Annotated in this window: 24 protein-coding genes and 1 riboswitch; of the genes, 8 read left to right on the top strand and 16 right to left on the bottom strand. The window is 71.0% G+C overall.

Annotation, left to right across the window (positions count from 1 at the left end; all coding sequences use genetic code 11):
- Positions 1-148: 148 nt before the first annotated feature.
- On the bottom strand, positions 149-1,021 hold the full coding sequence (locus AB0I04_RS03175) for a helix-turn-helix transcriptional regulator (protein ID WP_360878101.1): 873 nt from the start codon (positions 1,019-1,021) through the stop codon (positions 149-151).
- A 205-nt stretch (positions 1,022-1,226) separates the two neighbouring features.
- Here AB0I04_RS03175 and AB0I04_RS03170 point away from each other — a divergent pair, with 205 nt between their 5' ends.
- Positions 1,227-2,078, top strand: coding sequence for an oxidoreductase (locus AB0I04_RS03170; RefSeq protein WP_360878098.1), 852 nt, complete (start codon positions 1,227-1,229; stop codon positions 2,076-2,078).
- Positions 2,079-2,347: 269 nt separating this feature from the next.
- On the opposite strand, the gene AB0I04_RS03165 is transcribed toward AB0I04_RS03170, so the two are convergent.
- From AB0I04_RS03165 to deoC, 3 genes are read right to left on the bottom strand one after another with little or no spacing between them, the layout of a single operon-like run.
- Entirely contained in the window at positions 2,348-3,202 is an 855-nt protein-coding gene (locus AB0I04_RS03165) for an aldehyde dehydrogenase family protein (protein ID WP_360878095.1), read from the bottom strand.
- Complete coding sequence (locus AB0I04_RS03160) at positions 3,199-4,623, bottom strand: aldehyde dehydrogenase family protein (RefSeq protein ID WP_360878092.1); 1,425 nt, start codon at positions 4,621-4,623, stop codon at positions 3,199-3,201. The genes AB0I04_RS03165 and AB0I04_RS03160 overlap by 4 nt, the downstream gene beginning before the upstream one ends.
- A gap of 7 nt (positions 4,624-4,630) precedes the next feature.
- Positions 4,631-5,575, bottom strand: a complete 945-nt coding sequence (deoC, locus tag AB0I04_RS03155; protein WP_360878089.1) for a deoxyribose-phosphate aldolase — start codon at positions 5,573-5,575, stop codon at positions 4,631-4,633.
- 210 nt (positions 5,576-5,785) lie between these two features.
- Here deoC and AB0I04_RS03150 point away from each other — a divergent pair, with 210 nt between their 5' ends.
- Positions 5,786-6,217: a hypothetical protein gene (locus AB0I04_RS03150; RefSeq protein WP_360878086.1), complete on the top strand. Its 432-nt coding sequence runs from the start codon at positions 5,786-5,788 to the stop codon at positions 6,215-6,217.
- On the opposite strand, the gene AB0I04_RS03145 is transcribed toward AB0I04_RS03150, so the two are convergent.
- Entirely contained in the window at positions 6,211-7,080 is an 870-nt protein-coding gene (locus tag AB0I04_RS03145) for a bifunctional 5,10-methylenetetrahydrofolate dehydrogenase/5,10-methenyltetrahydrofolate cyclohydrolase (protein WP_360878083.1), read from the bottom strand. The genes AB0I04_RS03150 and AB0I04_RS03145 overlap by 7 nt on opposite strands.
- A 23-nt stretch (positions 7,081-7,103) precedes the next feature.
- A riboswitch (ZMP/ZTP riboswitch) is annotated at positions 7,104-7,187 on the bottom strand.
- 136 nt (positions 7,188-7,323) lie between these two features.
- Between AB0I04_RS03145 and AB0I04_RS03140 the strand changes: the two genes are divergently transcribed.
- Positions 7,324-8,064: a sulfite exporter TauE/SafE family protein gene (locus AB0I04_RS03140; RefSeq protein ID WP_360878081.1), complete on the top strand. Its 741-nt coding sequence runs from the start codon at positions 7,324-7,326 to the stop codon at positions 8,062-8,064.
- Between the two features lie 33 nt (positions 8,065-8,097).
- Here AB0I04_RS03140 and AB0I04_RS03135 read toward each other — a convergent pair whose 3' ends face one another.
- The 5 genes from AB0I04_RS03135 to AB0I04_RS03115 all read right to left on the bottom strand — a co-directional run bounded on the left by AB0I04_RS03135 (position 8,098) and on the right by AB0I04_RS03115 (position 14,352).
- Complete coding sequence (locus AB0I04_RS03135) at positions 8,098-8,496, bottom strand: NUDIX domain-containing protein (RefSeq protein WP_360878078.1); 399 nt, start codon at positions 8,494-8,496, stop codon at positions 8,098-8,100.
- Between the two features lie 109 nt (positions 8,497-8,605).
- Positions 8,606-9,994 carry a solute carrier family 23 protein gene (locus AB0I04_RS03130; RefSeq protein ID WP_360878076.1) on the bottom strand — a complete coding sequence of 463 codons (1,389 nt, stop codon included), beginning with the start codon at positions 9,992-9,994 and terminating at the stop codon, positions 8,606-8,608.
- A gap of 81 nt (positions 9,995-10,075) precedes the next feature.
- Positions 10,076-11,332 (bottom strand): MFS transporter, encoded by a 1,257-nt coding sequence (locus AB0I04_RS03125; protein WP_360878073.1) that lies wholly within the window; start codon positions 11,330-11,332, stop codon positions 10,076-10,078.
- A 235-nt stretch (positions 11,333-11,567) separates the two neighbouring features.
- The gene (locus AB0I04_RS03120; RefSeq protein WP_360878070.1) at positions 11,568-12,557 is read right to left on the bottom strand and encodes an AraC family transcriptional regulator ligand-binding domain-containing protein; all 990 of its coding nucleotides are present in this window, start codon (positions 12,555-12,557) and stop codon (positions 11,568-11,570) included.
- Positions 12,558-12,630: 73 nt separating this feature from the next.
- Positions 12,631-14,352, bottom strand: a complete 1,722-nt coding sequence (locus AB0I04_RS03115; RefSeq protein ID WP_360878067.1) for a PucR family transcriptional regulator ligand-binding domain-containing protein — start codon at positions 14,350-14,352, stop codon at positions 12,631-12,633.
- 211 nt (positions 14,353-14,563) lie between these two features.
- Between AB0I04_RS03115 and AB0I04_RS03110 the strand changes: the two genes are divergently transcribed.
- Positions 14,564-15,490 carry a DUF2877 domain-containing protein gene (locus tag AB0I04_RS03110; protein WP_360878064.1) on the top strand — a complete coding sequence of 309 codons (927 nt, stop codon included), beginning with the start codon at positions 14,564-14,566 and terminating at the stop codon, positions 15,488-15,490.
- 26 nt (positions 15,491-15,516) lie between these two features.
- Here the strand turns inward: AB0I04_RS03110 and AB0I04_RS03105 are convergent, their stop codons facing one another.
- The 3 genes from AB0I04_RS03105 to AB0I04_RS03095 form a co-directional block, all read right to left on the bottom strand.
- Entirely contained in the window at positions 15,517-15,822 is a 306-nt protein-coding gene (locus AB0I04_RS03105; protein WP_360878061.1) for a hypothetical protein, read from the bottom strand.
- Positions 15,823-15,896: 74 nt separating this feature from the next.
- The gene (locus AB0I04_RS03100; protein ID WP_360878058.1) at positions 15,897-16,541 is read right to left on the bottom strand and encodes a response regulator transcription factor; all 645 of its coding nucleotides are present in this window, start codon (positions 16,539-16,541) and stop codon (positions 15,897-15,899) included.
- Positions 16,505-18,010 carry a histidine kinase gene (locus AB0I04_RS03095; protein ID WP_360878055.1) on the bottom strand — a complete coding sequence of 502 codons (1,506 nt, stop codon included), beginning with the start codon at positions 18,008-18,010 and terminating at the stop codon, positions 16,505-16,507. Before AB0I04_RS03095 ends, AB0I04_RS03100 begins: the two co-directional genes overlap by 37 nt.
- 276 nt (positions 18,011-18,286) lie before the next feature.
- Here AB0I04_RS03095 and AB0I04_RS03090 point away from each other — a divergent pair, with 276 nt between their 5' ends.
- The 4 genes from AB0I04_RS03090 (at position 18,287) to AB0I04_RS03075 (ending at position 22,754) form a co-directional block, all read left to right on the top strand.
- Entirely contained in the window at positions 18,287-19,492 is a 1,206-nt protein-coding gene (locus AB0I04_RS03090) for an alpha/beta hydrolase (protein WP_360878052.1), read from the top strand.
- A gap of 363 nt (positions 19,493-19,855) precedes the next feature.
- On the top strand, positions 19,856-20,281 hold the full coding sequence (locus AB0I04_RS03085) for a hypothetical protein (protein ID WP_360878049.1): 426 nt from the start codon (positions 19,856-19,858) through the stop codon (positions 20,279-20,281).
- The gene (locus tag AB0I04_RS03080) at positions 20,278-21,183 is read left to right on the top strand and encodes an aldose 1-epimerase family protein (protein WP_360878046.1); all 906 of its coding nucleotides are present in this window, start codon (positions 20,278-20,280) and stop codon (positions 21,181-21,183) included. Before AB0I04_RS03085 ends, AB0I04_RS03080 begins: the two co-directional genes overlap by 4 nt.
- A 371-nt stretch (positions 21,184-21,554) precedes the next feature.
- Entirely contained in the window at positions 21,555-22,754 is a 1,200-nt protein-coding gene (locus AB0I04_RS03075; protein WP_360878043.1) for an aldolase, read from the top strand.
- Positions 22,755-22,953: 199 nt separating this feature from the next.
- On the opposite strand, the gene AB0I04_RS03070 is transcribed toward AB0I04_RS03075, so the two are convergent.
- The 3 genes from AB0I04_RS03070 to AB0I04_RS03060 form a co-directional block, all read right to left on the bottom strand.
- Positions 22,954-23,274, bottom strand: coding sequence for a hypothetical protein (locus AB0I04_RS03070; RefSeq protein ID WP_360878040.1), 321 nt, complete (start codon positions 23,272-23,274; stop codon positions 22,954-22,956).
- 144 nt (positions 23,275-23,418) lie between these two features.
- Complete coding sequence (locus AB0I04_RS03065) at positions 23,419-23,997, bottom strand: nucleotidyltransferase family protein (RefSeq protein WP_360878037.1); 579 nt, start codon at positions 23,995-23,997, stop codon at positions 23,419-23,421.
- A gap of 81 nt (positions 23,998-24,078) precedes the next feature.
- The gene (locus tag AB0I04_RS03060; protein ID WP_360878034.1) at positions 24,079-24,219 is read right to left on the bottom strand and encodes a hypothetical protein; all 141 of its coding nucleotides are present in this window, start codon (positions 24,217-24,219) and stop codon (positions 24,079-24,081) included.
- Positions 24,220-24,255 lie beyond the last annotated feature (36 nt).

Genomic DNA, 24,255 nt, shown 5'->3' with positions numbered 1-24,255 from the left:
CATTGCTCTCAAGCCCGGTTCTTCCCCTCGACGAGGGTTTCGGGACACCGGCGGTGGGGCGCAAGGTCTGCCGGTGTTCCATAACGCCCATCCCTGCTCATGGGACGCAGCCACTATGGCCGACCGCTCCTCGCGGACCGGCGGGCGTCTAATGATCTGCGTGCTGCCCGTGCGAGGTCTCGGGCTGCCGTATCCACACGGCCAGTAGCCGAAGCGCCTCTTCGGAGCTGGAGCCTGCCTCGGCGGTGTAGACACTCAGCCGCTGATCCGGGTCGGCGGGCAGGGTGAGGGACTCGTAATTGAGGGTGAGCGGGCCGACGATCGGGTGGTGGAAGTGTTTGCTGCCATGCGTGTGCCGATGCACGTTCTGGTCGGCCCACCAGCGGCGGAAGTCCTCATCTGTGATCGAGAGTTCGCCGACGAGTTCGGCCAGCAGTGGATCGTGGGGATGGCGTCCGGCGTAGAGCCGGAGCGAGGCGACAATGTCGTGGGCGTGGGTGTCCCAGTGGGTATACAGCGAGCGGGCGGTCTCGTCGCAGAACATGAACCGCACCAGGTTCCGCTCGCGGTGCGGCAGCGCGTCGAAGTCGGTGAGCAGCGCACGTGCCATCTGGTTGGACGCAAGTACGTCCAGTCGCCGCCCCAGCACAAGGGCGGGGGTGTGCTCGAGGATCCGGAGCAGGTCGCGCAGCCCCGGGCGGACCGGCTGCGGACGCGTCGCCGTTCGGCGGGGCCTGCCTGCGGCGGGCTTGGCGAGCTGGAACAGATGGGTGCGTTCGACGGGATCGAGGCGTAGCGCGCGGGAGATGGCGTCCAGCACGGTCTCGGAGACGTTCAGTCGGCGTCCGCGTTCCAGGCGTACGTAGTAGTCGACGCTCACGCCCGCCAGTTGCGCGATCTCTTCGCGGCGCAGTCCCGGCACTCGCCGAGAGCCGCCGTCGTCGGACAGGCCCGCCTGGCGCGGGGTGATCCGTGCCCGCCGAGAGCGGAGGAACTCACCGAGAGCTGTGTTGCGGTCCATGCCGTTCACGATAGGGCCCAAGATCGCCCCGACGGCCCGCGAAAGGGGGACTGGCAGTCCCCTGGTCCGGCTACCCCCGGGGCGAAGCGGACCTCCCGGAAGTCGATCAGCAGCCGATTCCGGTGCTGAAGTGGAACGTGTCGAGACCGACCAGGGCCTAACCGCCCCGGTCGGCCTCTGTTCGCATCGCACGAAGGGAACTCCTGTGTCGGACACCAAGACATTCCTGATCACCGGCGTCAGCGCCGGCCTGGGCCGCGCACTCGCCCGCGCGGCGTTGGCCGCGGGCCACCGGGTGGTGGGCACGGTGCGCACGCCCGCCGACGCACGGGCCTTTGAGTCGCTCGCCGGCGACGCGCACGCCCGCATCCTGGACGTGACCGACCATGACGTGGTGGACACGGTCGTGGACGAGACCGAGCGCGACCTGGGCCCGGTCGACGTACTCGTCGCCAACGCCGGGTACGGCCATGATGGCCTCTTCGAGGAGTCGTCGATGGATGACCTTCGCCGTCAGTTCGAGGTGAACGTCTACGGAACCGTGGCGGTGATCAAGGCCGTGCTGCCACACATGCGGGAGCGCCGTTCGGGCCACATCATCGCCGTCACATCGATGGGCGGGCTGATCACCATGCCGGGCCTCAGCTTCTACCACGGCAGCAAGTTCGCGGTGGAGGGCATCCTCGAAACGCTCGGCAAGGAGGTCGCCGATTTCGGCATCCATGTCACCGCCGTCGAGCCGGGCAGTTTCCGGACCGACTGGGCCGGCCGCTCGATGATCCGCGCACCCCGTGTGATCGCCGACTACGACGAGCTGTTCGAGCCGCTGCGCGCCCGGCGCATCCACGGCAGCGGGCACCAGCCGGGCGACCCGGACAAGGCCGCGGCCGCGGTGCTGCGAATCGTGGCGGCCGACCAGCCGCCGACGCGCCTGCTGCTCGGCACCGACGCGCTTCGGCTCGTCCAGGCCGGACGCGACGCCTTCGAGCGCGACATGCTGGCATGGGCCGAGCTGTCGGCCTCCACCGACTTCGACGACGTCAGCCGGTCCGCCTAACGTCACTCGCCGTCGGGCCCCAGCGCGGGGCCTCGACGGCGGCCGTCATCACCAAGCCGACCCTCTCTTGGTCCACCACAGCCGGACCTGCTCGTAGCCGTTCACGCCACCCAGCGCCTCCTGGTAACCGGCTGGAGATTAAAACTCAAGCTAGGGGAGGCAGCCCCCTCGAGGTCAGGAGCGGGCGATGTCCTGCTCGAGCAGTTCGTGCGGCGTGCGCTGCGGCTGCGGGCTGAGGCCGGCGCGGCGCGTGCCGAGGCCGAAGCGGCTCAGATGCCGACGGGGTGCCAGACGGTTTTGGTCTCCAGGAACGCGGTGATGCGGCCGGTGCCGGGGTCGGTGTTCCAGTCGTCGGTGGCCGGGTGGTGGACTCGTTTGAGGGTGTCGGCCGCGGCCCGTTCGCAGTCGGTGGCCAGGTCGGTGGGTGCGCCGGTCAGGTCGAGCGCGTTGACGTCCTGGTGGGAGGCCAGCCAGGGCGCCAGCTCCGCGCGGTGCCCGGTGAGCAGGTTGACGACGCCGCCCGGCAGGTCGCTGGTGGCCAGGACCTCGGCGAGCGTGATCGCCGGAAGGGGCGCGGACTCCGAAGCCACGACGACGACGGTGTTGCCGGTCACGATCACCGGGGCGATCACCGACACCAGCCCGAGCAGCGGCGAGTCGGGCGCGATCACGCCGACGACGCCGGTGGGCTCGGGCGTGGAGAAGTTGAAGAACGGCCCGGACACCGGGTTCGCCGACCCGGTCACCTGGGCGACCTTGTCGGCCCATCCGGCGTACCAGACCCACCGGTCGATCGCCGCCTCCACCTGCTCGGCGGCCGCCGTCTTACCCAGCCCGGTCGCACGCAGTTCTTCGACGAACTGGCCGTGGCGGCCCTCCAGCATTTCGGCGACGCGGTAGAGGATCTGCCCCCGGTTGTAGCCGGTGCGTCCCGCCCAGCCGGACTGGGCCTTGCGGGCGGCCACCACCGCGTCCCGCACATCCTTGCGCGAGGCGCGCGCGGCGTTGGCCACGAACCTGCCCTTGGCATCGTTCACCGCAAACGTCCTGCCGGATTCGGAGCGGGGGAACGCGCCCCCGATGAACAGCTTGTAGGTCTTACGGACACTCAGTCGCTCGCTCATCGAAGGTAGGCCTCCAGTCCGTGCCGTCCGCCCTCACGCCCGAAACCGGACTCCTTGTACCCACCGAACGGCGAAGCGGGGTCGAACTTGTTGAACGTGTTCGCCCACACCACCCCCGCCCGCAACCGCTGCGCCATCCACAGGATCCGCGACCCCTTGTCCGTCCAGATCCCCGCCGACAGCCCATACGGGGTGTTGTTCGCCTTCTCCAGCGCCTCAGCCGGTGTGCGGAACGTGAGAACGGACAGGACCGGACCGAAGATCTCCTCCCGCGCGATCCGATGCGAAGCCGCAACATTCGTGAACACCGTCGGGACGAACCAGAACCCGCGCTCAGGCAGCTCACACGCCGGCGACCAGCGGACCGCACCCTCGGCCTCACCCACCTGAGACAGCTCACGGATCCTCGCGAGCTGCGCAGCGGAGTTGATCGCACCGACATCAGTGTTCTTATCCAACGGGTCACCGACCCGCAGCGTCGTCATCCGCGCCTTCAGCCGCTCCAGGAGTTCTTCGGCGACCGATTCTTGGACCAGCAGCCGCGAACCGGCGCAGCACACGTGGCCCTGGTTGAAGAAGATCCCGTTGACGATCCCCTCCACCGCCTGGTCCAGCGGCGCGTCGTCGAAGACGATGTTGGCGGCCTTACCACCCAACTCCAGCGTGAGTTTCTTGGCCGTGCCGGCGACCGACCGGGCGATCTGCCGGCCGACCTCGGTCGAACCGGTGAAAGCGACCTTGTCGACCCCAGGATGCTCGACCAGCGCACGGCCGGTCTCCCCCGCCCCGGTCACGATGTTCACCGCACCGGGCGGCAACCCCGCCTGCACACAGATCTCAGCGAACGCCAACGCCGTCAACGGCGTCGTCTCCGCCGGCTTCAGCACGACGGTGTTACCGCACGCCAACGCCGGCGCGATCTTCCACGCCAGCATCAACAACGGGAAGTTCCACGGGATGACCTGCCCCGCCACGCCCAGCGGCCGCGGGTCAGCGCCGAACCCGGCGTGACCGAGCTTGTCGGCCCAACCCGCGTAATAGAAGAAATGCGCCGCGACCAGCGGCAGATCCACATCCCGCGACTCACGGATCGGCTTACCGTTATCGATCGACTCCAGAACCGCCAACTCCCGCGACCGCTCCTGAATCAGCCGCGCGATCCGAAACAGATACTTCGCCCGCTCCGCGCCCGGCATCGGACCCCACACCGTGTCGTACGCACGGCGGGCTGCCGCGACCGCGCGGTCCACGTCATCGGCGCTCGCCTCGGCGACCTCGGCCAGGGTCTCCTCCGTGGCCGGATTGATCGTTTTGAAGGAGCTCTTCGCCTCGACGAACTCCCCGTCGACGAACAGGCCGTACGACGGCTTGATGTCGACGATGCCCCGTGACTCCGGCGCGGGAGCGTACTCGAAAGTCATGTCTGCCTCAGTCCAGGGTGAAGTAGTCAGGACCGCCGTACACGCCGGTCGTCAACTTGCGGCGCTGCATCAGCAGGTCGTTGAGCAGGCTGGACGCCCCGAGCCGGAACCACTCGGGCGTCAGCCAGTCCGGCCCCGCCGTCTCATTCACCAGCACCAGATACTTGATCGCATCCTTGGTCGTCCGGATCCCACCCGCCGGCTTGACGCCGACCTGGCGGCCGGTCCGCGCCCGGAAGTCACGCACGGCCTCGAGCATGACCAGCGTCACCGGCAACGTCGCGGCGGGGCTCACCTTGCCCGTGCTCGTCTTGATGAAATCGGCCCCGGCGAGCATCGCCAGCCAGGATGCGCGGCGCACGTTGTCGTACGTGACCAGCTCACCGGTCTCGAGGATCACCTTCAGGTGCACGTCGCCGCACTCGGCCTTGACCGCGACGATCTCCTCGAACACCTTCTGGTAGTCGCCCGCCAGGAACGCGCCCCGGTCGATCACCATGTCGATCTCCGACGCCCCGTCATCGATCGCACGCCGGGTGTCAGCGAGCTTCGCCTCCAGCGGCGCCCGCCCCGACGGAAACGCCGTCGCCACACTCGCCACGCCGACCCCCGTACCGTCCAAAGCCCGGACCGCCTCACCCACCAGATCGGAATAGACACAGACGGCCGCGACCTTCGGCACGCTCACATCAGCCGGATCCGGATGCGCCGCCTTCGCACACAACGCCCGCACCTTCCCCGGAGTGTCCGCACCCTCCAACGTCGTAAGATCCACCATCGAGACCGCCAGATCGATCGCAAACGCCTTCGCCGACGTCTTGATCGAACGCGTCGCCAACCGCGCAGCCCGCTCCTCCGCCCCCACCTGATCCACCGCCGGCAGACCGCGCAGGAAGCCGCGGAGCTCGGCCGGCGACACGGCCGCCTCCGCGAAGGTCGACAGGTCAGGCACGTCTCCCCCTGTGTTCGAGTATCCGGTCGAGGATAAGCGCCGCCGTGCGGAACATGACCACCCGGAGGTGCGCGATCCCCCCACGATTCAACAACCTGCCCGGAACGAACGGCAACAGCACGACGACGACCGCACGAACACCGTGACGCCACGGAATCGGGCGGCGTGAACTCACGCGGCTCTCATCGTTGATCGGGTGGAAGGGAAGGCGTGCTCGTTCGTCTGACGGTGGCCGCGGCCGCCCTGCTCGCCGCAGCCGGTTGCTCCCAGCACACCGGCGGGTCGACCGGCCGTACGGCGGCGGCCCCGTTCCCGAGCACGTTCACCCCGAGCGCGACCCTGGACCTCCACGACGCGGTACGGCGGTGGTGGCGGCGCTCCGTGGCCATGCCGCGCTCGCAATACCTCACTCCGAAAGGGTGCGGACTGAAGCAACCGGCCGACATCTGGCTGCTCGGCGGCGGCCCGGTTCAGGACGAGGCTCACCGTCGCTGCGGCGTTCCCGCGAACCGGTCCATCCTCTCCCCGGTCATCCAGGGATTGGCCGACACCGGCCTCCTGTCTCCATCGGAACCCGTGATCGACTCGGGCCCGCTGGACGTCCGGATTCACCACGCGCCGTCACATGTGAGGACTCAGTGATCGGATCCCAGACCCAGTTGCCGGGCCGCCGCGTCCACGGTCTGGGCGAGGAGGACGGCGATCGTCATGGGGCCGACGCCGCCGGGGACCGGTGTGATGAGGCTCGCGCGGGTCATGGCGGACTCGAAGTCCACGTCGCCGACGTTGCCGGGGTTGTATCCGGCGTCGATCACGACGGCTCCGGGTTTGATGTCCTCGCCGCGGATGAAACGCGGCCGGCCGACGGCGGCGACCAGGATGTCGGCCTGCCGCACCATCGACGCGAGGTCGGTCGTGCGCGAGTGGCAGTACGTGACCGTGGCGTTGGCGGCGAGCAGTTGCATCCCGACCGGCTTGCCGAGGATGGCGCTGCGGCCGACCACGACGGCGTGCCGGCCCGCCGGGTCGACGTCGTACTCCTCGAGCAGCCGCATGATGCCGCCGGGCGTGCAGGGCACGAAGCCCGGCAGCCCGAAGCTCAGCGCGGCGAACGAACTCAGCGTGAGCCCGTCGACGTCCTTCTCCGGGGCGATGGCCTCGAACGCGGCCCGCTCGTCGATGTGCGGCGGGACGGGGTGCTGGAGCAGGATGCCGTGCACCTCCGGGTCCTGTGACAGGGCGGTGATGGCGTCCACCAGTTCCGCCGTCGTCGTGGTGGCGGGCAGGCCCACGTGCCGCGAGACGATGCCGGCCTTCTCGGATCGGCTGCGCTTCATCCGGACGTAGGTCACCGAGGCGGGGTCGTCTCCGACCAGTACGGTCGCCAGGCACGGCGGCGTGCCGCTCTCGCGGGTGATCTGTGCGGCTCTGGCGGTGCTCTGCTCGACGATGCGGCGGGCGAGGCCCGCACCATCCATGAGACGGGCGGTCTGCGTCTGGGACATCGGCTGCTCCTGAACGGTCTTCGCGACTCGGCCCAGGCGCACGGCACAACGTTTTCCGGGCCGCTCCCCGGTGGTGCTCCACCTCAGCGCCAGTCACGACCCGAGATCCACCATACTCCGTAGTGATCGGCACAAGCCCTGGACTTCCTCGTGATCACGATGCGCCCGCTCCTCGAAAACGCGTTGAACCAGGGCGTATCGGTGGTGGAGGCTCTCGATCGTGTTTCGTGACGAGGATCCGTCGTGACGGGTGGCTGGACCGGTGATCTGCTCTTGGGCGGCATCGTCCTCCTGGGCGCGTCCGTCCAGCGGCTGGCCGGGATGGGGTTCGCGCTGGTCGCGGCGCCTGCGCTCGTGCTGCTCCTCGGCCCCTCCCAGGGGGTGCTGCTGTCGAACGCCGCCTCGGGTGCGATCAGTGTGGTCGGGCTGCTGGACGGATGGCGGCGGGTCCGGCTGCGCGCGATGGTGCCGCTGGTCGCCGCGGCCGCCTGCACGGTGCCGGCCGGGGCCTGGGTCGCCGCTCGCCTGCCTCAGCAGGTGCTGCTCGCCGGGATGGGCGCACTGGTGACCGCGGCGGTGCTGCTTGTGATCTTCGGCACGCGGGTGCCCGCGCTGAGAGGCTCCGGAGGTGCGGTCGCCGCCGGCGCCGCGAGCGGCTTCATGAACTCCTCGGCCGGGGTCGGCGGCCCGGCGATATCGCTGTACGCGGTGAACGCCGACTGGACGGTACGGGAGTTCGTCCCGAACGCGCAGTTCTACGGGGTCGCCGTGAACGCCCTGTCCCTGCTAGTCAAGGGCGTGCCGCGGCTGACCGGCCCCGCCTGGCTGCTGGTCACGGCCGCCCTCGCGGGCGGCGCCGTCGCCGGGCGGGTGCTCGGGGATCACATACCGGAACGCGGTGCGCGGCGGATCGTGCTGCTGCTCGCCCTGGCCGGCGGACTCACCACGCTGGCCAAGGGCCTGTGGGAGCTGACGGTCACCTGATCGCCTGGCGGTCGCCGCACCCCGTACGGTCGCTCAGGTCAACCGTCCGGCAGCTCGCAGGTCGTCGAAGATGATCTGGTCCACCGGAGAGACGCGGTCGCGGTCGGCGTAGGACAGCCACACGACCTCCTCGATCTCGCTGCTCGGTGCGAGCGTGCCCTGATAGTCGCCGGTGTAGCAGGTCATCCGGACCGTGACACCGTCGGGATGACCGTGCGCCTGGGCCTCGTACGTACCGAGGTGAGCGACGGTCTCCGGCACGATCGCGACGGTGAGCTCCTCCTCGATCTCTCGCGCCAGAGTCTGAGCGTCGCTCTCCCCCGCCTCGCGCTTGCCGCCGGGAAGGTAGTAGACGTCCTTGCCGTGTGAGCGCGTGCTGAGGATTCTGCCGCCCTCGATCCGAATCCACGACACCTTGTCGATGACCGACATCTCGCGCTCCGATCCTGGACGGCCTTGATCCCCCGCACCCTACCGAGGCCGGAGGCCGCGGCGGGTCGACGGCCGGTCGCCGCCGTCCCCCTGGCCGGCGGGTCGGGCGCTATTCCGGCTCGCCGGGGCGGCCGCCGGGCATGACGTCGCGTTCGCCGGGGGCGATGACGCCGGCGCCGGTGTCGCGTGGGGCGCGCTGGACGGCGTTGAGGACGTGGTAGCCGAGCAGAACGGCGATGGTGCCGAGGGCGATGCCCTGCAGCGGGAAGTCCTTGGTGATCTTCAGCGTGACGTTGCCGATGGCCAGGATGATGCCCGCCGCCACGGGGACCAGGTTGACCGGGTCGCCGAAGTCGACGCGGTTCTCGATCCAGATCTTCGCGCCGAGCAGGCCGATCATCCCGTACAGCACGACCGTGATGCCGCCGAGAACGCCGCCGGGGGTCGCGGCGACCAGCGCGCCGAACTTGGGGCACAGGCCCACGAGGATCGCCACGATGGCGGCGACATAGTAGGCGGCGGTCGAGTAGATCCTGGTGGCGGCCATGACGCCGATGTTCTCGGCGTACGTGGTGGTGGGCGCGCCGCCGACCCCGGTGGCCAGGACCGTGCCGAGGCCGTCGGCGGCGATGGCGCGGCCGAGGTACGGGTCGAGGTCCGCGCCGGTCATCGCGGCGACGGCCTTGACGTGGCCGGTGTTCTCCGCGATGAGCGCGATGACCGGCGGCAGGGCGACGAGGATCGCGGAGGTCTTGAAATCGGGGGCGTGAAGGTGCGGGAGGCCGAACCAGTCCGCCGCCTTGACCTTGCTCAGGTCGACGCGGAAGTGGGAGGTGACCTTGCCGGTGCCGTCGGGTGCGGTGATCCGGCCGGCGGTCTCGTCGAGGATCCACGACAGGAGGAAGCCGAAGACCAGGCCGATCAGGACGGCGATCCGCGACCAGAACCCGCGCAGCACGACGGCGCACAGGACGACGACGGCGAGGGTGGCCAGGGCGACCCACTGGTCCTGCGGCCAGTAGACGTTCGCGACGACCGGGGCGAGGTTGAAGCCGATCAGCATGACGACCGCGCCGGTGACGACCGGCGGGAAGATCCGGTGGATGATCCCGGCGCCGAGCACGTGGATGATCAGGCCGACCACGGCCAGCACGGCGCCGGCGACGAGGATCGCGCCGGTCACGTTCGCGGTGCTGCCGCCCGCCGCGCGGATGGAGGCGACCGCACCGACGAAGGACGCGCTGGTGCCGAGGTAGCTGGGCACCTTCCCGGCGGTGATCAGCAGGAACATGACCGTGGCGATGCCCGACATCATGATCGCGAGGTTCGGGTCGAGGCCCATCACGACCGGGAACACGAAGGTCGCGCCGAACATGGCGATCACATGCTGGGCGCCGATGCCGACGGTGCGGCCCCAGGACAGGCGCTCGTCCGGCGCGACCACCTCGCCCGGCGGGGGTGTGCGCCCGTCCCCGTGCAGTTTCCAGCCGATCGCCATGGAGTCCCCCGGGTGGTCGACAGTCCGTCTCCGAGGTCTAAGTCTGGTCTCCTGCTCCGGGTGCGCGGACCACGGGGCGTTTCATGGTGTCTCCTCGGCCGTGGCGGAGACGAGGGTCGGTGTCTCGGGGCGGCTGATCGGCCGGAACGTGACGAGGACCATCAGGAGGGCTCCGGCCGTGCACCAGGCTCCGATGACGGTCGAGGTGGAGAAGTGTTCGCTGAGGGCGCCGGTGGCCAGAACGGCCGTGCCCTGGGCGATCTGGATTCCGCCGCTCATGACGCCATGCGCCCGGGCCCGGTAATCGTCCGGGAGCACCTGCTGGAACAGACCTTGCGCGGCCGGCAACAGCAGCGACATGGCCATACCGGAGGCGCCGGCCATGACCAGCGCTCCTGCGAGTGGCGGGTCGAACAGCGCGGGGGCCAGGCTCAGAGGAGCCAGGACCGCGAGCGGCCGGATCAGCCGGGCCCGCGTTCCCGGCCGCAACAGCCGTGTCAGTATCAGGCCGCCGATCGCGACGCCGAGCGGGTTGGCGGCCATGATGAGGCCCTGGGCCGCGCCACCGCCACCGAGCTGGGACGCCCAAGCGGCGGCGAGGCCCTCCGGGACGATCACGAAGGAGACCACGCCGAAGCTGATGAGCGCGATGACGCGCATCAGCGGGTGGCCGAAGACGAGCGTGTATCCCTGCCGTGTCTCCCGCCACAGGCCGGCGCGGCGGGTGGCCGCGAGCGTCGCCGGGCGGGGCTTGACGTAGCGGCGCAGCAGGAGCGCGGAGCAGGCGAAGGTGACGGCGTCCAGCAGCAGCGCGACGTGCGGGCTGTATCCGGCGATCACCCCTCCGGCGGCGTACCCCACGACCTGCCCGAGGTTGTAGATGGAGTTGTTGAAGGCGACGCCGAGCGGGTAGCGGTCGCCGGTCAGGATCCGCGGGAGCTGGGCGGAACGCGCGGCCTCGAACGGCGGGGCGAGCAGTTCGCCGGCGAACAGCAGCACGAGCATCACGGGCACGGGCACGCCCGGGATCGCGATCAGCCCGATGAGCACCATCCTGGCCAGATCGCAGGAGATCATCACTGAGCGTGCGGGGTACCGCTCGGCCAGCGCCGCGAGCAGCGGGCCCGCGGTGAGCCAGGGCAGATATCCCAGGGCGAAGGCCGCCGCCGAGGCGAACACCGAGCCGGTGCGATCGAACACCAGCAGCGCCACCGCGGCCCGGCACAGATAATCCCCGGCCCAGGAAAGCGCACTCGCGGTGACCACCGCACGGTATTCCACCAGGACGAACAGATCCCGATAGCCTGGCGGCCGGCCCTCGCCGGTCGGACGACTCATTCGATCTCCGTGGTAGACGAAAGACGGCCGACCCCGCCGGACCGAAGGTCGGCCGCCGCTGAGTCGAGTCGCGGGTTACGGCCAGGTGCTGTTGATGCGCATCGTCGTGCACCTCCCCTCGTCTTCCCTGGAGACGCCCTGCGGCGTGATCTTGTGGCTCGGAGTCTTGCCGCGAACGGCACCGGCCGGGGAGGACCGCACGCGCCAACAGGGGGACCCTGCGCGCCAACTTCGGTCAGGTGGGCAGGTTCCAGCGCCGGACCGCGCGGCGCAGGGCGCGAACGTCGGAGTATCCGAGCTGTGCGGCCATGGCCGCGCGCGATGCCCCCTCCCGCAACAGCCGGGCGGCCTGGTCGCGCCGTACCGCGTCGACCTCCTGCCGCCAGCTCGTGCCGTCCTCCTCCAGACGGCGCTGGAGACTGCGCGGGCTCATGGCCAGCCGCGCCGCCACCGCGTGCAGGGACGCCGTCCGGCCACGCAGATCGGCGGCGATGGCCTCCCGCAGCGGGTCACGCCACCCCGGCGCACGACCGGGCGCCGCGGTGATCGCATCGGCGTGCGCGCGCAGGATCCGGGCCAGCACGGGATCGGCGCCCGGCAGCGGCTGCTCCAGATCGGCCGGGGCGAAGGTCATCGTGGTCTGGTCCTGCCCGAAATCGACCCGAGGGGTTCCGAACGCCGCGACCAGGTCCCGGTGACTGGGCGGCGGATCCCCGCAGAAACCCACATGCACCGGCGAGATCTCCGCCCCGAGCGTGTCCCGGGCCCGGCGCAACAGCGCTCCGAGCGCGAACTCACTGATCAACGCGCTGGTCTCCGGGGACGGGCTCCGGACCTGATACCGGACCGTGAGATGCCCGTCGTCGCCGATCACATCGACGTCGTCGGCGCCGTTGTCGTCACTGACGACGTGGGCGTAATCGATGGCGGTGGTGAACCCGTCGCCCAGCGTCGCGGCCGTCTCGAACAGATAGTCGTGCAGATGCAGCCGTCCCCGGCTCCACCGGCCTGATATCCGCAGCCCAAGGTGGGGATCGGGAAACTCCAGGTGGCCGAGTCGCCACACCTTGAACAGCTGCGGCGTCGGCACCCGCACGGTGTCGTCGCCCAGCGCCCAGACCGGAAACCCCACCTGGCGGCTCAACGCCGCGGAGTCGACGCCGAACCCCCGCAACGAATTCAGGACGAACCGCGCGAGAGCGGTCGAGACCGTCCCTTGTGTCACCGATCCCCCAACAGCCGTGGGCCTCGACGAAGCCGAAACCTACACCTGCGGTGTCGCCGCGGGGATGGTGGCCTCAGATCCCCCGCATGCGCAGGACGTGCAGCGCGAGGGTGAGGTTGAGGCGGAGATTGGCGTCGTCGGTGAACCGGCCCAGCAGGCGCTCCAGTTTGCCGATGCGGTAACGGAGCGTGTTGTAGTGGAAGTGCAGGCGGCGGGCGGTCTCGGCGACGTTGAGGTTGGTCTCCAGCAGCACCTGCAGCGTGCGCCGCAGGTCGACCGCCTCCGGGTCCTGGTCCCCCGCGAGCTCGCCGAGAGTCTCCTGGACGAAGGCGTGCAGCTCGGCGGTGTCCTCCACCAGGCTGAGCAGCCGGAAGACGCCGAGCTCGTCGAAGTGCACGATGGCCCCGTCGCCGTGCATCTGCCGCCCGACCCGTACCGCCTTGACGGCCTGGTCGTAGGCGGACGGCAGGTCGGCGGCCACCTCCGCGACGCGGCTCACCCCGACCGAGAAGGTCCGCTCCTGGTCGGCGAAGACCGCGGCGGCGTCCTTGGCCAGAGCCTGGACGTCGCAGGCGTCGGCGGCGACCACGGCGACGACCTCGCCCGAGAAACCGGCCACCGCGCCGCTGCGGTCGCGGCGCCGGACCGCCGAGGTCCAGGCGGTGACGAGCCGGTCCTGGAGCACGCGTTCCTCCGGGCCGCGCGCGGGCCCGCGGTCGAGGGCGGCGACGATGACGGCGGAGGGGCGGCCGAGGTCCCAGCCGAAGCTCGCGCTGTGGGCGACGACGTGCTCGTCGTCGCCGGAGTTGCCGGTCAGCACGTCGCGCAGGAAGTCCGCGCGGTACTTGCTCTCCACGGCGGACACGGCCTGCTGCTTGGTGATGACGAGGGCGACGACGGTGGCCGCGCGTTCGAGGATGCCGGCATCGGGTGCCGGCACTCCGATCGCCGCCATCCGGCCGTACGTGAAACCTCCGGCCACGACGGGCGCGGCGACGTGCCCGCCGAACTCCTCCGTTCCCGGGTCGTCGCAGGTGACCGGCCCGATGGCCGGAATGGGCCCGTCGGCTGCCGGGAGGAAGGGCGCGGCGGCGGCCGACCCCAGGGGCGGGAGGGCGTCGGGCGGCGTGGGGTCGCCGGCGTCCGGCGGCGTGGCCCGCAGCCGGGCCAGGAGCGCCTCGTCGCCGGAGGCCGCGAGCCGCCGGCCTTCGCCGTCCAGTACGGCCACGGCCGCGCCCAGGAGGGTGGCGACCTCGTCGGTGACCTCCTGGAGTCCGCCGCCGCACAGCACGATCTGCAGGAGGGCCTGGTGCACCTCCTCGCCGCGCGCCAGGACCGCGGCCTGCCGGTTGAGGATGTCGGTGAGCACCTGGTTGAGGATGTCGTCGAAACCGACGTCCTCGGGCAGCAGGATGAGAGGAAGGTCGAGCCCGTCGGCCTGGTCGATCATCTCGGCCGGCAGGCGGTCGAGATAGCGGCCGGGTTTGACCGCGAGGGCCGCGAGCCCGCACGTGTCGAGATCGGCGACCAGGTGGCCGAGGGATTCTGGAGTGTTGCGGAGCGGATAGCCGGTGGTCAGCAGGAGCTCGTTGGGCTTGACCCAGGCGAGGACGTCCGGGACCTCCATGACGTTCAGGCGCTGTACGACGCGGCCGAGCCCGCCGGCGCCGGCGACGAGCCGGGCGTCCGCGAGGGTGGACAGGCCCAGAATCTCCCCGACGGACAGTCCGTAGGTCAGGGTGCCGGCGCCGTCGATTTGAAGAGTCGGAGGACGAGGTACCGAAAAAGACGACATGGCCGCCCCATCTGCCGAAGTTTCCCGCCGGTAACGATCACACGATGACGAGAAATACGAACGCTGGCAACCATCGTTGGCAGAATTATCCATACGGCCATGGCCCGCACCGGATTACCTTCACGACCGTGGCCGGGGGCGATCCCCGGAATCCCGTGCGGCGCGGACGGGCCCCGGGACGATCCGACCCAGCGCATCGCGGGAGGTCCGGATGAGGGTGTCCACCACCGCCGGGCGGCGGCGCGGCCCGCGTACCCCGCCCGCCTTGAGCCTGCCCGGCGCCGCCAGCCTCGGTGTCCGTACCGTGCTCGGCGGCCCGCGGCGTGCCGCCCGCGCGGTCGCCGTGTTCCCCTCGGCGGCCTATCTCCGGGTCGACGGGCCCACCGAGCCGATCATCCTCGCGCTCGTCACCTCCGACGCCGTACGGCCGCCGAACGCCGTGGTCCTGGCCACGCCGGCCCGTCAGGAGCCGTTCCGCGGCGTCCGCGAGGGTGACGTCGCGTTCATCGGGGACGGTGGCGTGGAGGTCACCACACGGCTGCGAGTACGGATCCGGCGCTGGTGGGACCCCACCCCGGTGCTCGGGCCGCTGTCGCTGGCCCGGCTCGCGCACGGGGCACACGCGCTGGGCGAGCTGACCGGGCCGTGGGGCCTCAGCGGGCACCCGGTGCCGGGCGTTCTCGCCGACAGCTGCGCGGACGGCGACCTCGCCCATGCCGTCGACGCGGCCGAGCGGATCGTCGGCCTCGGTCCGGGTCTCACGCCGAGCGGCGACGACGCGCTGGCCGGCCTCCTGCTCGCGCTGCGCCTGCTCGGCGGGGCCGTGCCCGGCGGCGGACGCGCCGTCTGGCTGGCCGACTGGCTGGGCGCCGCCGTCACCGCCTACGCGTGCGAGCGCACGACCGCCCTGGCCGCGACCCTGCTGCAGTGCGCCGCGCGCGGTCAGGCCAGCGTGGAGACGGCCGCCGTGCTGCGCGGCATCGCCGGCCAGGAGCCCCTCGAGCCCGCCGCACGCCGCCTCATCGACATCAGGCACACCTCCGGCGCCGACGTCGCCTGGGGCCTGCTCACCGGCTGCCGCGCCGCGCTGGCGCTCAGCACCCCGCAGCCGGACACCGACCGCGGGCCGGACGGCTGACCGCCACCCCTCCCCCGTCGACGCCCTCAGCGGTTCCAGAGCTCGGGCCGCCGCCGGAGCGCGGCGGGGGGTTGCGATCCACTCGCCGCGCCCTGGGGCCCTCCGCTCGGGTCCGTGTCGCCAGACGCAAAGTAGCTGTGCGTAGTGACGTGGCTTTCTGCGGCGGCGTGGAGGTGGTCGGCGAGCAGGCCGGGCAGGTCGAGTGTCACCTGCGTCTTGGTCTTTGGACTGGGCCGCTCTGCGGGAGCGGGGAGCACGTCAACCTGTTGGGGGAGCTGGCGGGCGTCGGTCTGCTTGTCGGTGGAGTGCCGAAGGTAGATGCGGTCGACCATGCCCGATCGTGTCCCTTCACCCAGGTCGCCCGGTGCGTTCTGGCGGCCATCGTAGGGGGGCGAAATGGGGGTCTTTAGCGGTTGAGGTAGGCCAGGACGGCGAGGACTCGCCGGTTGTCGTCGCCGGAGGGTTGCAGGCCGAGTCTGTGGAAGATGGAGGTGGTGTGTTTGGCGACGGCTCGTTCGGTGATGACCATGTGCTGGGCGATGGCGGTGTTGGAGCGGCCTTCTGCCATGAGGGCGAGTACTTCGCGTTCTCTGGGGCTGAGTGTGGCCAGGGCGGTGTCGCTGGAGTTGTGGGTCAGCAGGCGGGTGATGACTTCGGGGTCGATGGCGGTGCCGCCGTCGGCGACCCGGCGTACCGCGTCGATGAAAGGGGCGCTGCGCAGGACCCGGTCTTTGAGGAGGTAGCCGATGCCGCCTGCGCTATCGGCCAGCAGCTCGCGGGCGTACAGCGGTTCGACGTACTGCGACAGCACCAGGACCGGCAGCCCGGGCTCCTCGCGTCTGGCTTTGAGCGCGGCGCGCAGTCCCTCGTCGGTGAAGGTCGGTGGTAGCTGGACGTCGACGATGGCCACGTCCGGCCTGTCGGCTGCCACGGCGGTGAGCAGGTCCGGCCCGTTGTCGACGGCGGCGGTGACCTGAACTCCGCGCGCTCTGAGCATCCGGGTCAGGCCCTCCCTCAGCAGGAAGAGGTCTTCGGCGATGACAACGCGCACGGGATCTCCAGGTTCACCAGGGTCGGCCCGCCGGGCGGGCTGCTGACAGCAAGGATGCCGTCGAACGCGGCGAGCCGCTGCTCCAGGCCGCGCAGCCCGGTGCCGTGCGCGGGATCGGCACCGCCGCGGCCGTCGTCGGTGACGCTGATCCGCAGTGTCCCGGCGGTGTGACCGATGTCGATCCAGACCTCGCCGGCCCGCGCGTGTTTGGACACGTTGGCCAGCAGCTCGCTGACCGCGAAGTAGGCAGCTGATTCGACCGGCGCCGGTGGCCGGCCCGGCAACTCGACCGCGAAGTGAACCCGCAGCGGCAGATCCAGAGCGAGCCCGTGCACCGCGTCGACCAGCCCCCGGTCGGCCAGCATCGGCGGGTGGATGCCGCGGACCAGGTCACGCAGCTCGGCCAGCGCTTTGACCGAGGAGTCCCTGGCCTCGGCCAGCAGCGCCCGTGCGGCCTGCGGGCTGGTTTCGACCAGTTCCTCGGCCGCGTCCAGGGTCATGCCCATCGCCACCAACCGGGCTTGTGCGCCGTCGTGCAGGTCCCGCTCGATGCGGCGCATCTGGGCCGCGCCGGCATCGATGGTGGCCGACCGGGTCTGGGCCAGGTGGCGGACCCGCAGCGCCAGCTCAGCCTGACTGTTGGGGCTCAGCATCGAACGGGCGAACTCACCGTACGCCGGCAGCAGCCGCGGCCCGGCCCACAGCCCGAGCGCCATCAACGCCAGACCCAGCGGCACGGCCAGCCAAGCGGTCGGCTGCAGGGTGGCCATGGTGCCCAGCCCACCGGCCACCAGGGCGGCGGGCGCGGCGACCAGAAGGCAGCCGCCGGTGGTGTTCACGGCCGTCCACATCAGGTCCCGCCAGGTCGCCGGGTCGGTCAGCAGCCAGCCGACCCACCGCAGGCGGACGGTCTTCTCGCCCGGAGCGGGCCGGTACGGGACGGCGATATTCACCCCGCACCACGCTCCGGCCAGCCGTCTGGTCAGTCCGGCCACCCAGCGTGTGCCCAGCACGCCGCAGGGAACCAGGAGTACCGCCAGGCCCAGGCACAGGAAGCTACGTCCGCCGGTGGGCGTGCCACGGTTGATCAGTACGGCCGTCAGTGCCAGTGCCGGAGGCGCCAGCGGCACGGCCCCGGCCTGCCAGGCGATGCGTCCGGTCACCCACCACATGCCCACCACGCTGCACGAGACCAGCAGAACCATCAGACCCAGCCACAGGTAGTCGTACTGACCGCGGGCGCCGGGATAGGGCGGTGGCACCGAGCCCGGGCCATCGAGGTGGTGGAACCCTACGGCGGCCACCGCGAGCACCGGAGCCCCCAGCAGCGCGGCGGCCCCGGCCAGCGTCAACCCGCACAACACCAGCCCGCGGGCACAAGCCACCAGGCCATCGCCTATCCAGAACGTCCATGACCGGCGCTCGCGCTGCGGGAACGCCGTTGCCGGGATCGTCGCTCTACCGGTCACCGCTGAGCTCCTCGGCCGGGGGTGTTTCGGTTCATTGTGCCGGGCGTCCGACCCGGCCCGCAGTGACCTTTAATCCCGAACCGCAGGTACGTCTACACGTACCTCATACATGCCATCCAGCCGTATATCGCCGCCAGCAGGTCGATACCTAGCGTAATTGGCAGCCCGGCACACCCGGGTCGGCTTCGAACTCATCGAGATCAAAAGGAACGCCATGAACCTGCAGTTCACCCGTCCCACCAGGCCGTACCTACGGCCGGCCGCGGCGGCCAAGCGATGACCATCGGATCGCGGACCCGTGGGCTGCGTGGCGGCCTGGCCGCCGCCACCACACTCCTCGCCTTCGTGCTGTCCGCCGCCTGCTCGCCGGCGCCCGCCTCCCCGGTGTCCGCGACTACGTCCGCTACCCCTTCGGCCACGCCCTATCTGCTCAAGCCGACCGGTCCTCATCCGGTCGGAACGACCTCGGTGTATTTGAAGGACACCTCCCGCCCCGACCCCTGGGTCCCCCAGCAGAAGGCCCGGGAGCTGATGGTCACCCTGTGGTATCCGGCGACGTCGCCGGGCCGACAGCGGGCGCAATACATGACGCCCAAGGAGTCAGAACTCCTTCTGAAGGGCGAGGGCGTCACCGGCGTGCCCTACGACGCGCTGAGCCGAGTCCGGACCGGCGCCTTCAGCGACGCCAAACCAGCCGGCCGCAGGCACGGTCTCCCCCTCGTCGTGCTCTCGCCCGGCTTCCAGGTGACTCGCAAAACACTGTCGGGCCTCGCCGAGGACCTGGCAAGCCACGGGTATGTGGTGGCCGGGATCGACCACACCTACGAGAACTTCGCCGAGACCTTCCCCGACGGGCGGATCACCACATGCGTCGCCTGCAAGGCCACCCAAGATCCGGGGTTCACCACCAAGCTCATGCAGGTACGGGCAGCCGACGTCTCCTTCGTCATCGACGAACTGACCGGGCCACACCCGGCATGGAGGGGCGCATCTTTGATCGACCCGTCCCGGATCGCGATGGCGGGCCACTCCCTCGGCGGCGCCAGCGCCATAGCAGCCCTGGTGAAGGACTCCCGCCTGCGCGCCGGGATCGACATGGACGGCACCACCTACGCCTCGATCCCAGACAGCGGGCTGCCACGGCCGTTCCTGTTCCTGGGCACGCAGGCCAACCACAGCCCGGGAGGTCGGGACACCAGCTGGGACCGTGACTGGAAACTCCTGACCAGGTGGAAGCGCTGGCTCGTCGTGGCCGGGGCGCAACACATGTCCTTCACCGACCTTGGGCTGCTGAACGACCAACTCGGCCTCGGCCACAACGCCGTCCTGCCCGGCACCCGGGGCATGCAGATCACCCGCCGATACGTCCTAGCCTTCTTCGACCTGAACCTGCGCAACCAGCCACAGCCCCTGCTGGACAAACCGTCAAAGCGCTACCCGGAACTCAAGTTCTGCTCCCCGGGCACCAACACCTGCCAATAGCGCTCCTCCCGGTGCGGTGCGGAGGGCACTCCCCACCGCACCGGGAGTTTCCTCCGCTCCCGAGCGTGGCCCGGCCAGACCGAACAAACCGAAATCGTCGAGCGCGTCTTCGAATTACCTCAGCTCAGACACAGATTCGTTGGATCTTCCGTGTTCGGGGACCCCTGTAGAGAGCACTGGTCCTCACCGACCGACGCGGGCACGGTTCCCGACCCACTCGCCGCGCCCCGGCGGGCAGGATCCCGGGCCCACGACAAGGCCGGCACGCCGTCGGTCCACCCCCGTCCCACGCGCACCGGCCCAGCGCGGTTCGTCGCCATTGGCTCTTCTGGTGGCCGGTCGTGATCAATACGCTCGGGCCTCATGGACCTGCTGCGTTCCGCGTGGAAGGCCGGCCCCGCCGCCGATCTGGGCGGATCGGTGCTGGTCAGCGTCACCGATTTCACCGCCGACCGGCTGCTCGATCTGCCGGGGATCGCCCGTGCCGGGTACCGCCTGCGCCGGTACTGGCCGGAGCTGGAGGGCGCGGTGGGCATGTGGCTCTGGACGCGACCGCTGGAACGGCGGGTGGGGTCGGTGTCCGTGTGGGCCGACGGCCGGGCTCTCCGCGGTTTCGTCAAACTGCCGGCCCACGTGGAGATCATGCGCACGTACCGGGTGCGCGGCTCGATCAATGCCACGATGTGGACGGCCGGAGAGTTCGACCCCGAGGAGGTCTGGCGGTCCGCGCGGCGACACCTCGCGGCGGGTGCGACGTCGCCTCCGGAGTCGACGACAATCGACGCATGACACTCTCCGGGAACCAGTACGAGATCGCCGCCGGGCCGTACGCCGCCGTCGTCACCGAGCAGGGCGGCGCGCTGCGCGCGCTCTCCCGGGACGGCCGGCCGCTGATCCTCACGCACGGCCCGGACGAGATGCCGCCCGCGGCCTCCGGGCAGCTGCTGGCGCCGTGGCCGAACCGCATCGACCGGGGACGCTATGAGTTCGGCGGCGAGGCGTACCAGCTGCCCGTCAACGAGCGCGAACGCGACAACGCGATCCACGGCCTCATCCGCCAGGAGTCCTGGGCGGTGGCCGACCAGGAGCCGCACCGGGTGCGCCTCACGCACCGGCTGCTCGGTCACACCGGCTATCCGTTCCGGCTGGACCTGGCCCTGGAGTACGCCCTCGACGCCGAGCGGGGCCTGACCGTACGCGTGTCGGCGCGCAACGCCGGTTCGCGGCCCGCGCCGTACGGGCACGGCGCGCACCCGTACCTCACCCTCGGCCGCTCGCTGGACGAGTGCGACCTCACGATTCCCGCCGACCGGTATCTCGAGGTGGACGACCGTGCCATCCCCGAGCCGGCCGCCCGGGAGGTGGCCGGCACCCCGTACGACTTCCGGGAGGGACGTCGGCTCGGCGCCACGGAGATCGACAACCCGTACACCGGGCTGCGCCGTGACGCGGATGGGCGCGCGTGGGTGCGCCTGGAGGACGGCACCCACTCGGTCGCGCTCTGGGCCGACGAGGCGCACCCGTGGTTGGAGATCTACACCGCCGACGAGACGCCCGCGGAGATGCGGCGTGCGGGATTGGGCGCAGAGCCGATGACCTGCCCGCCGAACGCCTTCGTCACCGGCACGGATCTCATCACGCTGGAGCCCGGCGCCGAGTTCAGCGGCTCCTGGGGCATCGTCGGCTCCTGATCGCCCGTTCCCCGTACGGGGAGCCAGACCGGTCCGCCGGCGGGGCGGATGCCGGTTCCGCTCGCGGGGAATCGGCTCAGGCCCGTCGGTGGTGTCGACGCGGGCGAGACCAGCTCCGCGCGTTCGCGGGGGAAACCGGGTCGGACCCATCGGCGGCGTCGACGCGGGCGCGACCGGCTCCGGGTCCGCCCCATCGGCGATGTCGAACGCGGGCGAGACGGTTCCGCGCGTTCGAGGGAACCGGTGGGCGCGGGCAGCGATCAGACTTCCGAGACGTGCGGCCGGACCGGGTCCGCTCGGCCGGCGATCGAAGGCCGCCGGGCGGGCCCGGATCGGTAACGTGTGACGCGGTGTCTTTGGGAAGGAACTCCGTGAAGCTGACCCTGTCCTCTGTCGACGACCTGAGCGCCCGTGTCGAAGAGGCGCGCGCCGAGTACGAACGCCAGTACCCCGGCGAGCCGGAGCAGCGCCGGCCGGTGCACACCGTGTGCGTCCCGGCGGACCGCTTCACCGCCGCGACCGCCGCGGACCTCGGCAAGGAGGCGCTGCGGCTGCTCGACGCGCACGCGCCCGACGGCGCGGCGGCGGCCACCGCGTTCGGCATCGACGCGGCGCTCGGCGACACCGTACGCGAGCGGGTCGCCGCCAAGCTCGCCCGCGACCCCGTGGAGGACCTGCGCATCGACTTCGCCGACGGGTACGGCGTCCGCGACGACGCCGAGGAGGACGGGCACGTCGCCGCCGCCGTCGAGGCGGTCGCCCAGGCGTACGAGACGCGGTCCCTGCCGTACTACTGGGGGCTGCGGGTGAAGTCGTTCGCGGACGGCGGGCACGAGCGGACCATGCGCACCCTCGACGGCTTTCTCACCGGCCTGGCCGAGCGTCTCGGCCGGCTGCCGGGCGGCTTCGTGATGACGTTCCCCAAGATCGTGACACCTGAGCATGTGCGGATCTTCGGCGACTTCCTCGGCCGGTTCGAGGAGGAGATCGGCCTGCCAGAGGGCCTGCTGCGCTTCGAGATTCAGATCGAGACCCCGCAGTCGGTCGCCTCTCTCCCGGAAATCCTCGACGAGGCCGGGAAGCGGTTGAGCGCCGCCCACTTCGGCGTGCACGGCTACACGGCCGCTCTCGGGCTGCCCCCGTCGGAGCAGCGGCTCGACCATCCGGCCTGCGACCACGCCCGGCACGTCATGCAGGTCGCCCTCGCCGGCACCGGCGTACGGCTGTCGGACGGATCGGCGAACGTCGTCCCGGCCGGCGAGGAGACCAAGGACGTGCACAAGGCCTGGCGGCTGCACGCGGGCCTGGTTCGCTACTCCCTGCTGCACGGCTTCTACCAGGGCTGGGACGAGCACGCCGCGCAGTTGCCGAGCCGGTACGCCGCGGTGTACGCCTACCTGCTGAACGGCCTGGACGACACCGTCGAACGGCTCCGCGCCCACCGTTCCGGGCAGGGCGACGGCGACGTCCTCGACGACCCGGCGACCGTCGCGGCGCTGACCGCCCGGCTGCGGTCCGCGGTCGACTGCGGCGCCGTCGACCGCGACACCGTACGCGAGCTGATCGACTGACTGAAGAGCCCACCGGCCCGTCGTCCGCAGGGCCCGGCGCCGGCTGATCGGCAGGCGCACCGGCCCCTCAGGCACGACTTCGCGCACGGACCGATCGGCGGGCCCACCGGCCCTCAGGCGCGGCTCCCTGCCCGAACGGATCAGCGGGCCCACCCGTGCGCCGACTGCGATCCCGGACCGGATCTGATCGGCCGGCGGCCTACCGGTCCGCCACCGCGCCCGGGTGCAGCGCTGCAGGCTCGTCGACGCGCCGGTCCTCGCCGAGGTCGTCCACGCCCATGAACTGCCGCAGGTCGTCGATCGCCATGGTCTGCTCGCGGATCTTGGCCATGATGTCGCGGAGCGTGTGCACCACGACGAGGGTGGCCTCCGCCTGGGCGAGGGTGGCGTGGACCTGTGCCAGTGCCGGGTCGGGAGGCATCTGGTTGAGGGCGTTCTCGGCCTTCAGCAGGTGGGAGGCGGCGGTGTCGTTGTGTGTCACCCAGTGGTAGCCGGGTTCCTCCGGCCAGGCAGACGTCATAGCGGGCTGCTTACCTTCCCAGCCGGAGCGCAAAGCCAGCGCCCGGCGATTTTGTCCGAACCGTACACGGCCCCCCGTGCCTCGGTAGGACGCGTGAGTCCCGCCGACGGTTGACGTCGCGCACGTCTCGATCCGACCTCCGTCTCAGCTGAGGCGTTGGAGGTCTTCGGGGGTGTCGATGTCGTCCGCGGCTGCGACGTCGTCGCAGGGGACGGCGACGACGAGCTCTGGGTGGGCGCGTAGGAAGCCCCGGGCGCCGACGTCTCCCGAGGCACCGGCCGCCGCCTCCGCGAAGTGCTCGTGGGCGATGAGGACCGGGTTGCGCGGCCGGCCGCCGTACGTGGCGACCGCGACCCGCGCTCCGGACTCATGCGCCGCGCGCAGCCGGCGCACGGCCGCCGCCGTCACCCGTGGCTGGTCGACGAGTGCGATGACGACGGCCGGGCAGTCCGGTGCCAGCGCGGACAGCCCGGCGCGCAGCGATGACGCCATGCCGGTCCGCCAGTCCGGGTTGTGGATGACGACCGCGCCGGCCACGTCGACCGCGGCCGCGCCGGTGACCACCACGATCGGGGTACAGCCCGCCTCATGGAGCATGCGCGCCCCGCGGTCGACGAGCCGCACGCCGTCGATCTCGACCAGTGCCTTCGGTATGCCGAGCCGGCGCCCCTCTCCCGCGGCGAGCAACAGCCCCGCCGGTGCGCCAGCGTGCCTGATCCCCATCTCGGGAGCGTATCCATCCGCGTGGCCCCGGTCACGCCTCATCGGCACGCGGAGAGACGGCACGGCACGCCGGGAGATCGATCAGCGGTGGCCGGCCACGGGCGGGAGGACACCGTGGGTGGCACGATCGGGAGCGGCCACCGCTCCAGCGGCCATGGCGGCCCCGATCAGCGCCGTGACGACGAGCCGGTGCGCCACGGTCTTCCGGGTGTTCTGCGACATGATCAACGGCCTTCTTCCCCGTTCGTCTGGACTCTT

Source organism: Actinoallomurus sp. NPDC050550 (genome assembly GCF_040655075.1).
GTDB lineage: Bacteria > Actinomycetota > Actinomycetes > Streptosporangiales > Streptosporangiaceae > Actinoallomurus.
This window is presented reverse-complemented; position numbering and strand designations above follow the sequence as displayed.

Coding starts and splice junctions, on each gene's coding strand:
- AB0I04_RS03115 (WP_360878067.1), bottom strand. CDS start 14,352: ATGTCGTCTTTTTCGGTACCTCGTCCTCCGACTCTTCAAATCGACGGC.
- AB0I04_RS03090 (WP_360878052.1), top strand. CDS start 18,287: ATGACCATCGGATCGCGGACCCGTGGGCTGCGTGGCGGCCTGGCCGCC.
- AB0I04_RS03125 (WP_360878073.1), bottom strand. CDS start 11,332: ATGAGTCGTCCGACCGGCGAGGGCCGGCCGCCAGGCTATCGGGATCTG.
- AB0I04_RS03060 (WP_360878034.1), bottom strand. CDS start 24,219: ATGTCGCAGAACACCCGGAAGACCGTGGCGCACCGGCTCGTCGTCACG.
- AB0I04_RS03165 (WP_360878095.1), bottom strand. CDS start 3,202: ATGAGCGAGCGACTGAGTGTCCGTAAGACCTACAAGCTGTTCATCGGG.
- AB0I04_RS03135 (WP_360878078.1), bottom strand. CDS start 8,496: ATGTCGGTCATCGACAAGGTGTCGTGGATTCGGATCGAGGGCGGCAGA.
- AB0I04_RS03070 (WP_360878040.1), bottom strand. CDS start 23,274: ATGACGTCTGCCTGGCCGGAGGAACCCGGCTACCACTGGGTGACACAC.
- AB0I04_RS03105 (WP_360878061.1), bottom strand. CDS start 15,822: ATGGTCGACCGCATCTACCTTCGGCACTCCACCGACAAGCAGACCGAC.
- AB0I04_RS03065 (WP_360878037.1), bottom strand. CDS start 23,997: ATGGGGATCAGGCACGCTGGCGCACCGGCGGGGCTGTTGCTCGCCGCG.
- AB0I04_RS03130 (WP_360878076.1), bottom strand. CDS start 9,994: ATGGCGATCGGCTGGAAACTGCACGGGGACGGGCGCACACCCCCGCCG.
- AB0I04_RS03145 (WP_360878083.1), bottom strand. CDS start 7,080: ATGTCCCAGACGCAGACCGCCCGTCTCATGGATGGTGCGGGCCTCGCC.
- AB0I04_RS03085 (WP_360878049.1), top strand. CDS start 19,856: ATGGACCTGCTGCGTTCCGCGTGGAAGGCCGGCCCCGCCGCCGATCTG.
- AB0I04_RS03080 (WP_360878046.1), top strand. CDS start 20,278: ATGACACTCTCCGGGAACCAGTACGAGATCGCCGCCGGGCCGTACGCC.
- AB0I04_RS03160 (WP_360878092.1), bottom strand. CDS start 4,623: ATGACTTTCGAGTACGCTCCCGCGCCGGAGTCACGGGGCATCGTCGAC.
- AB0I04_RS03175 (WP_360878101.1), bottom strand. CDS start 1,021: ATGGACCGCAACACAGCTCTCGGTGAGTTCCTCCGCTCTCGGCGGGCA.
- AB0I04_RS03110 (WP_360878064.1), top strand. CDS start 14,564: ATGAGGGTGTCCACCACCGCCGGGCGGCGGCGCGGCCCGCGTACCCCG.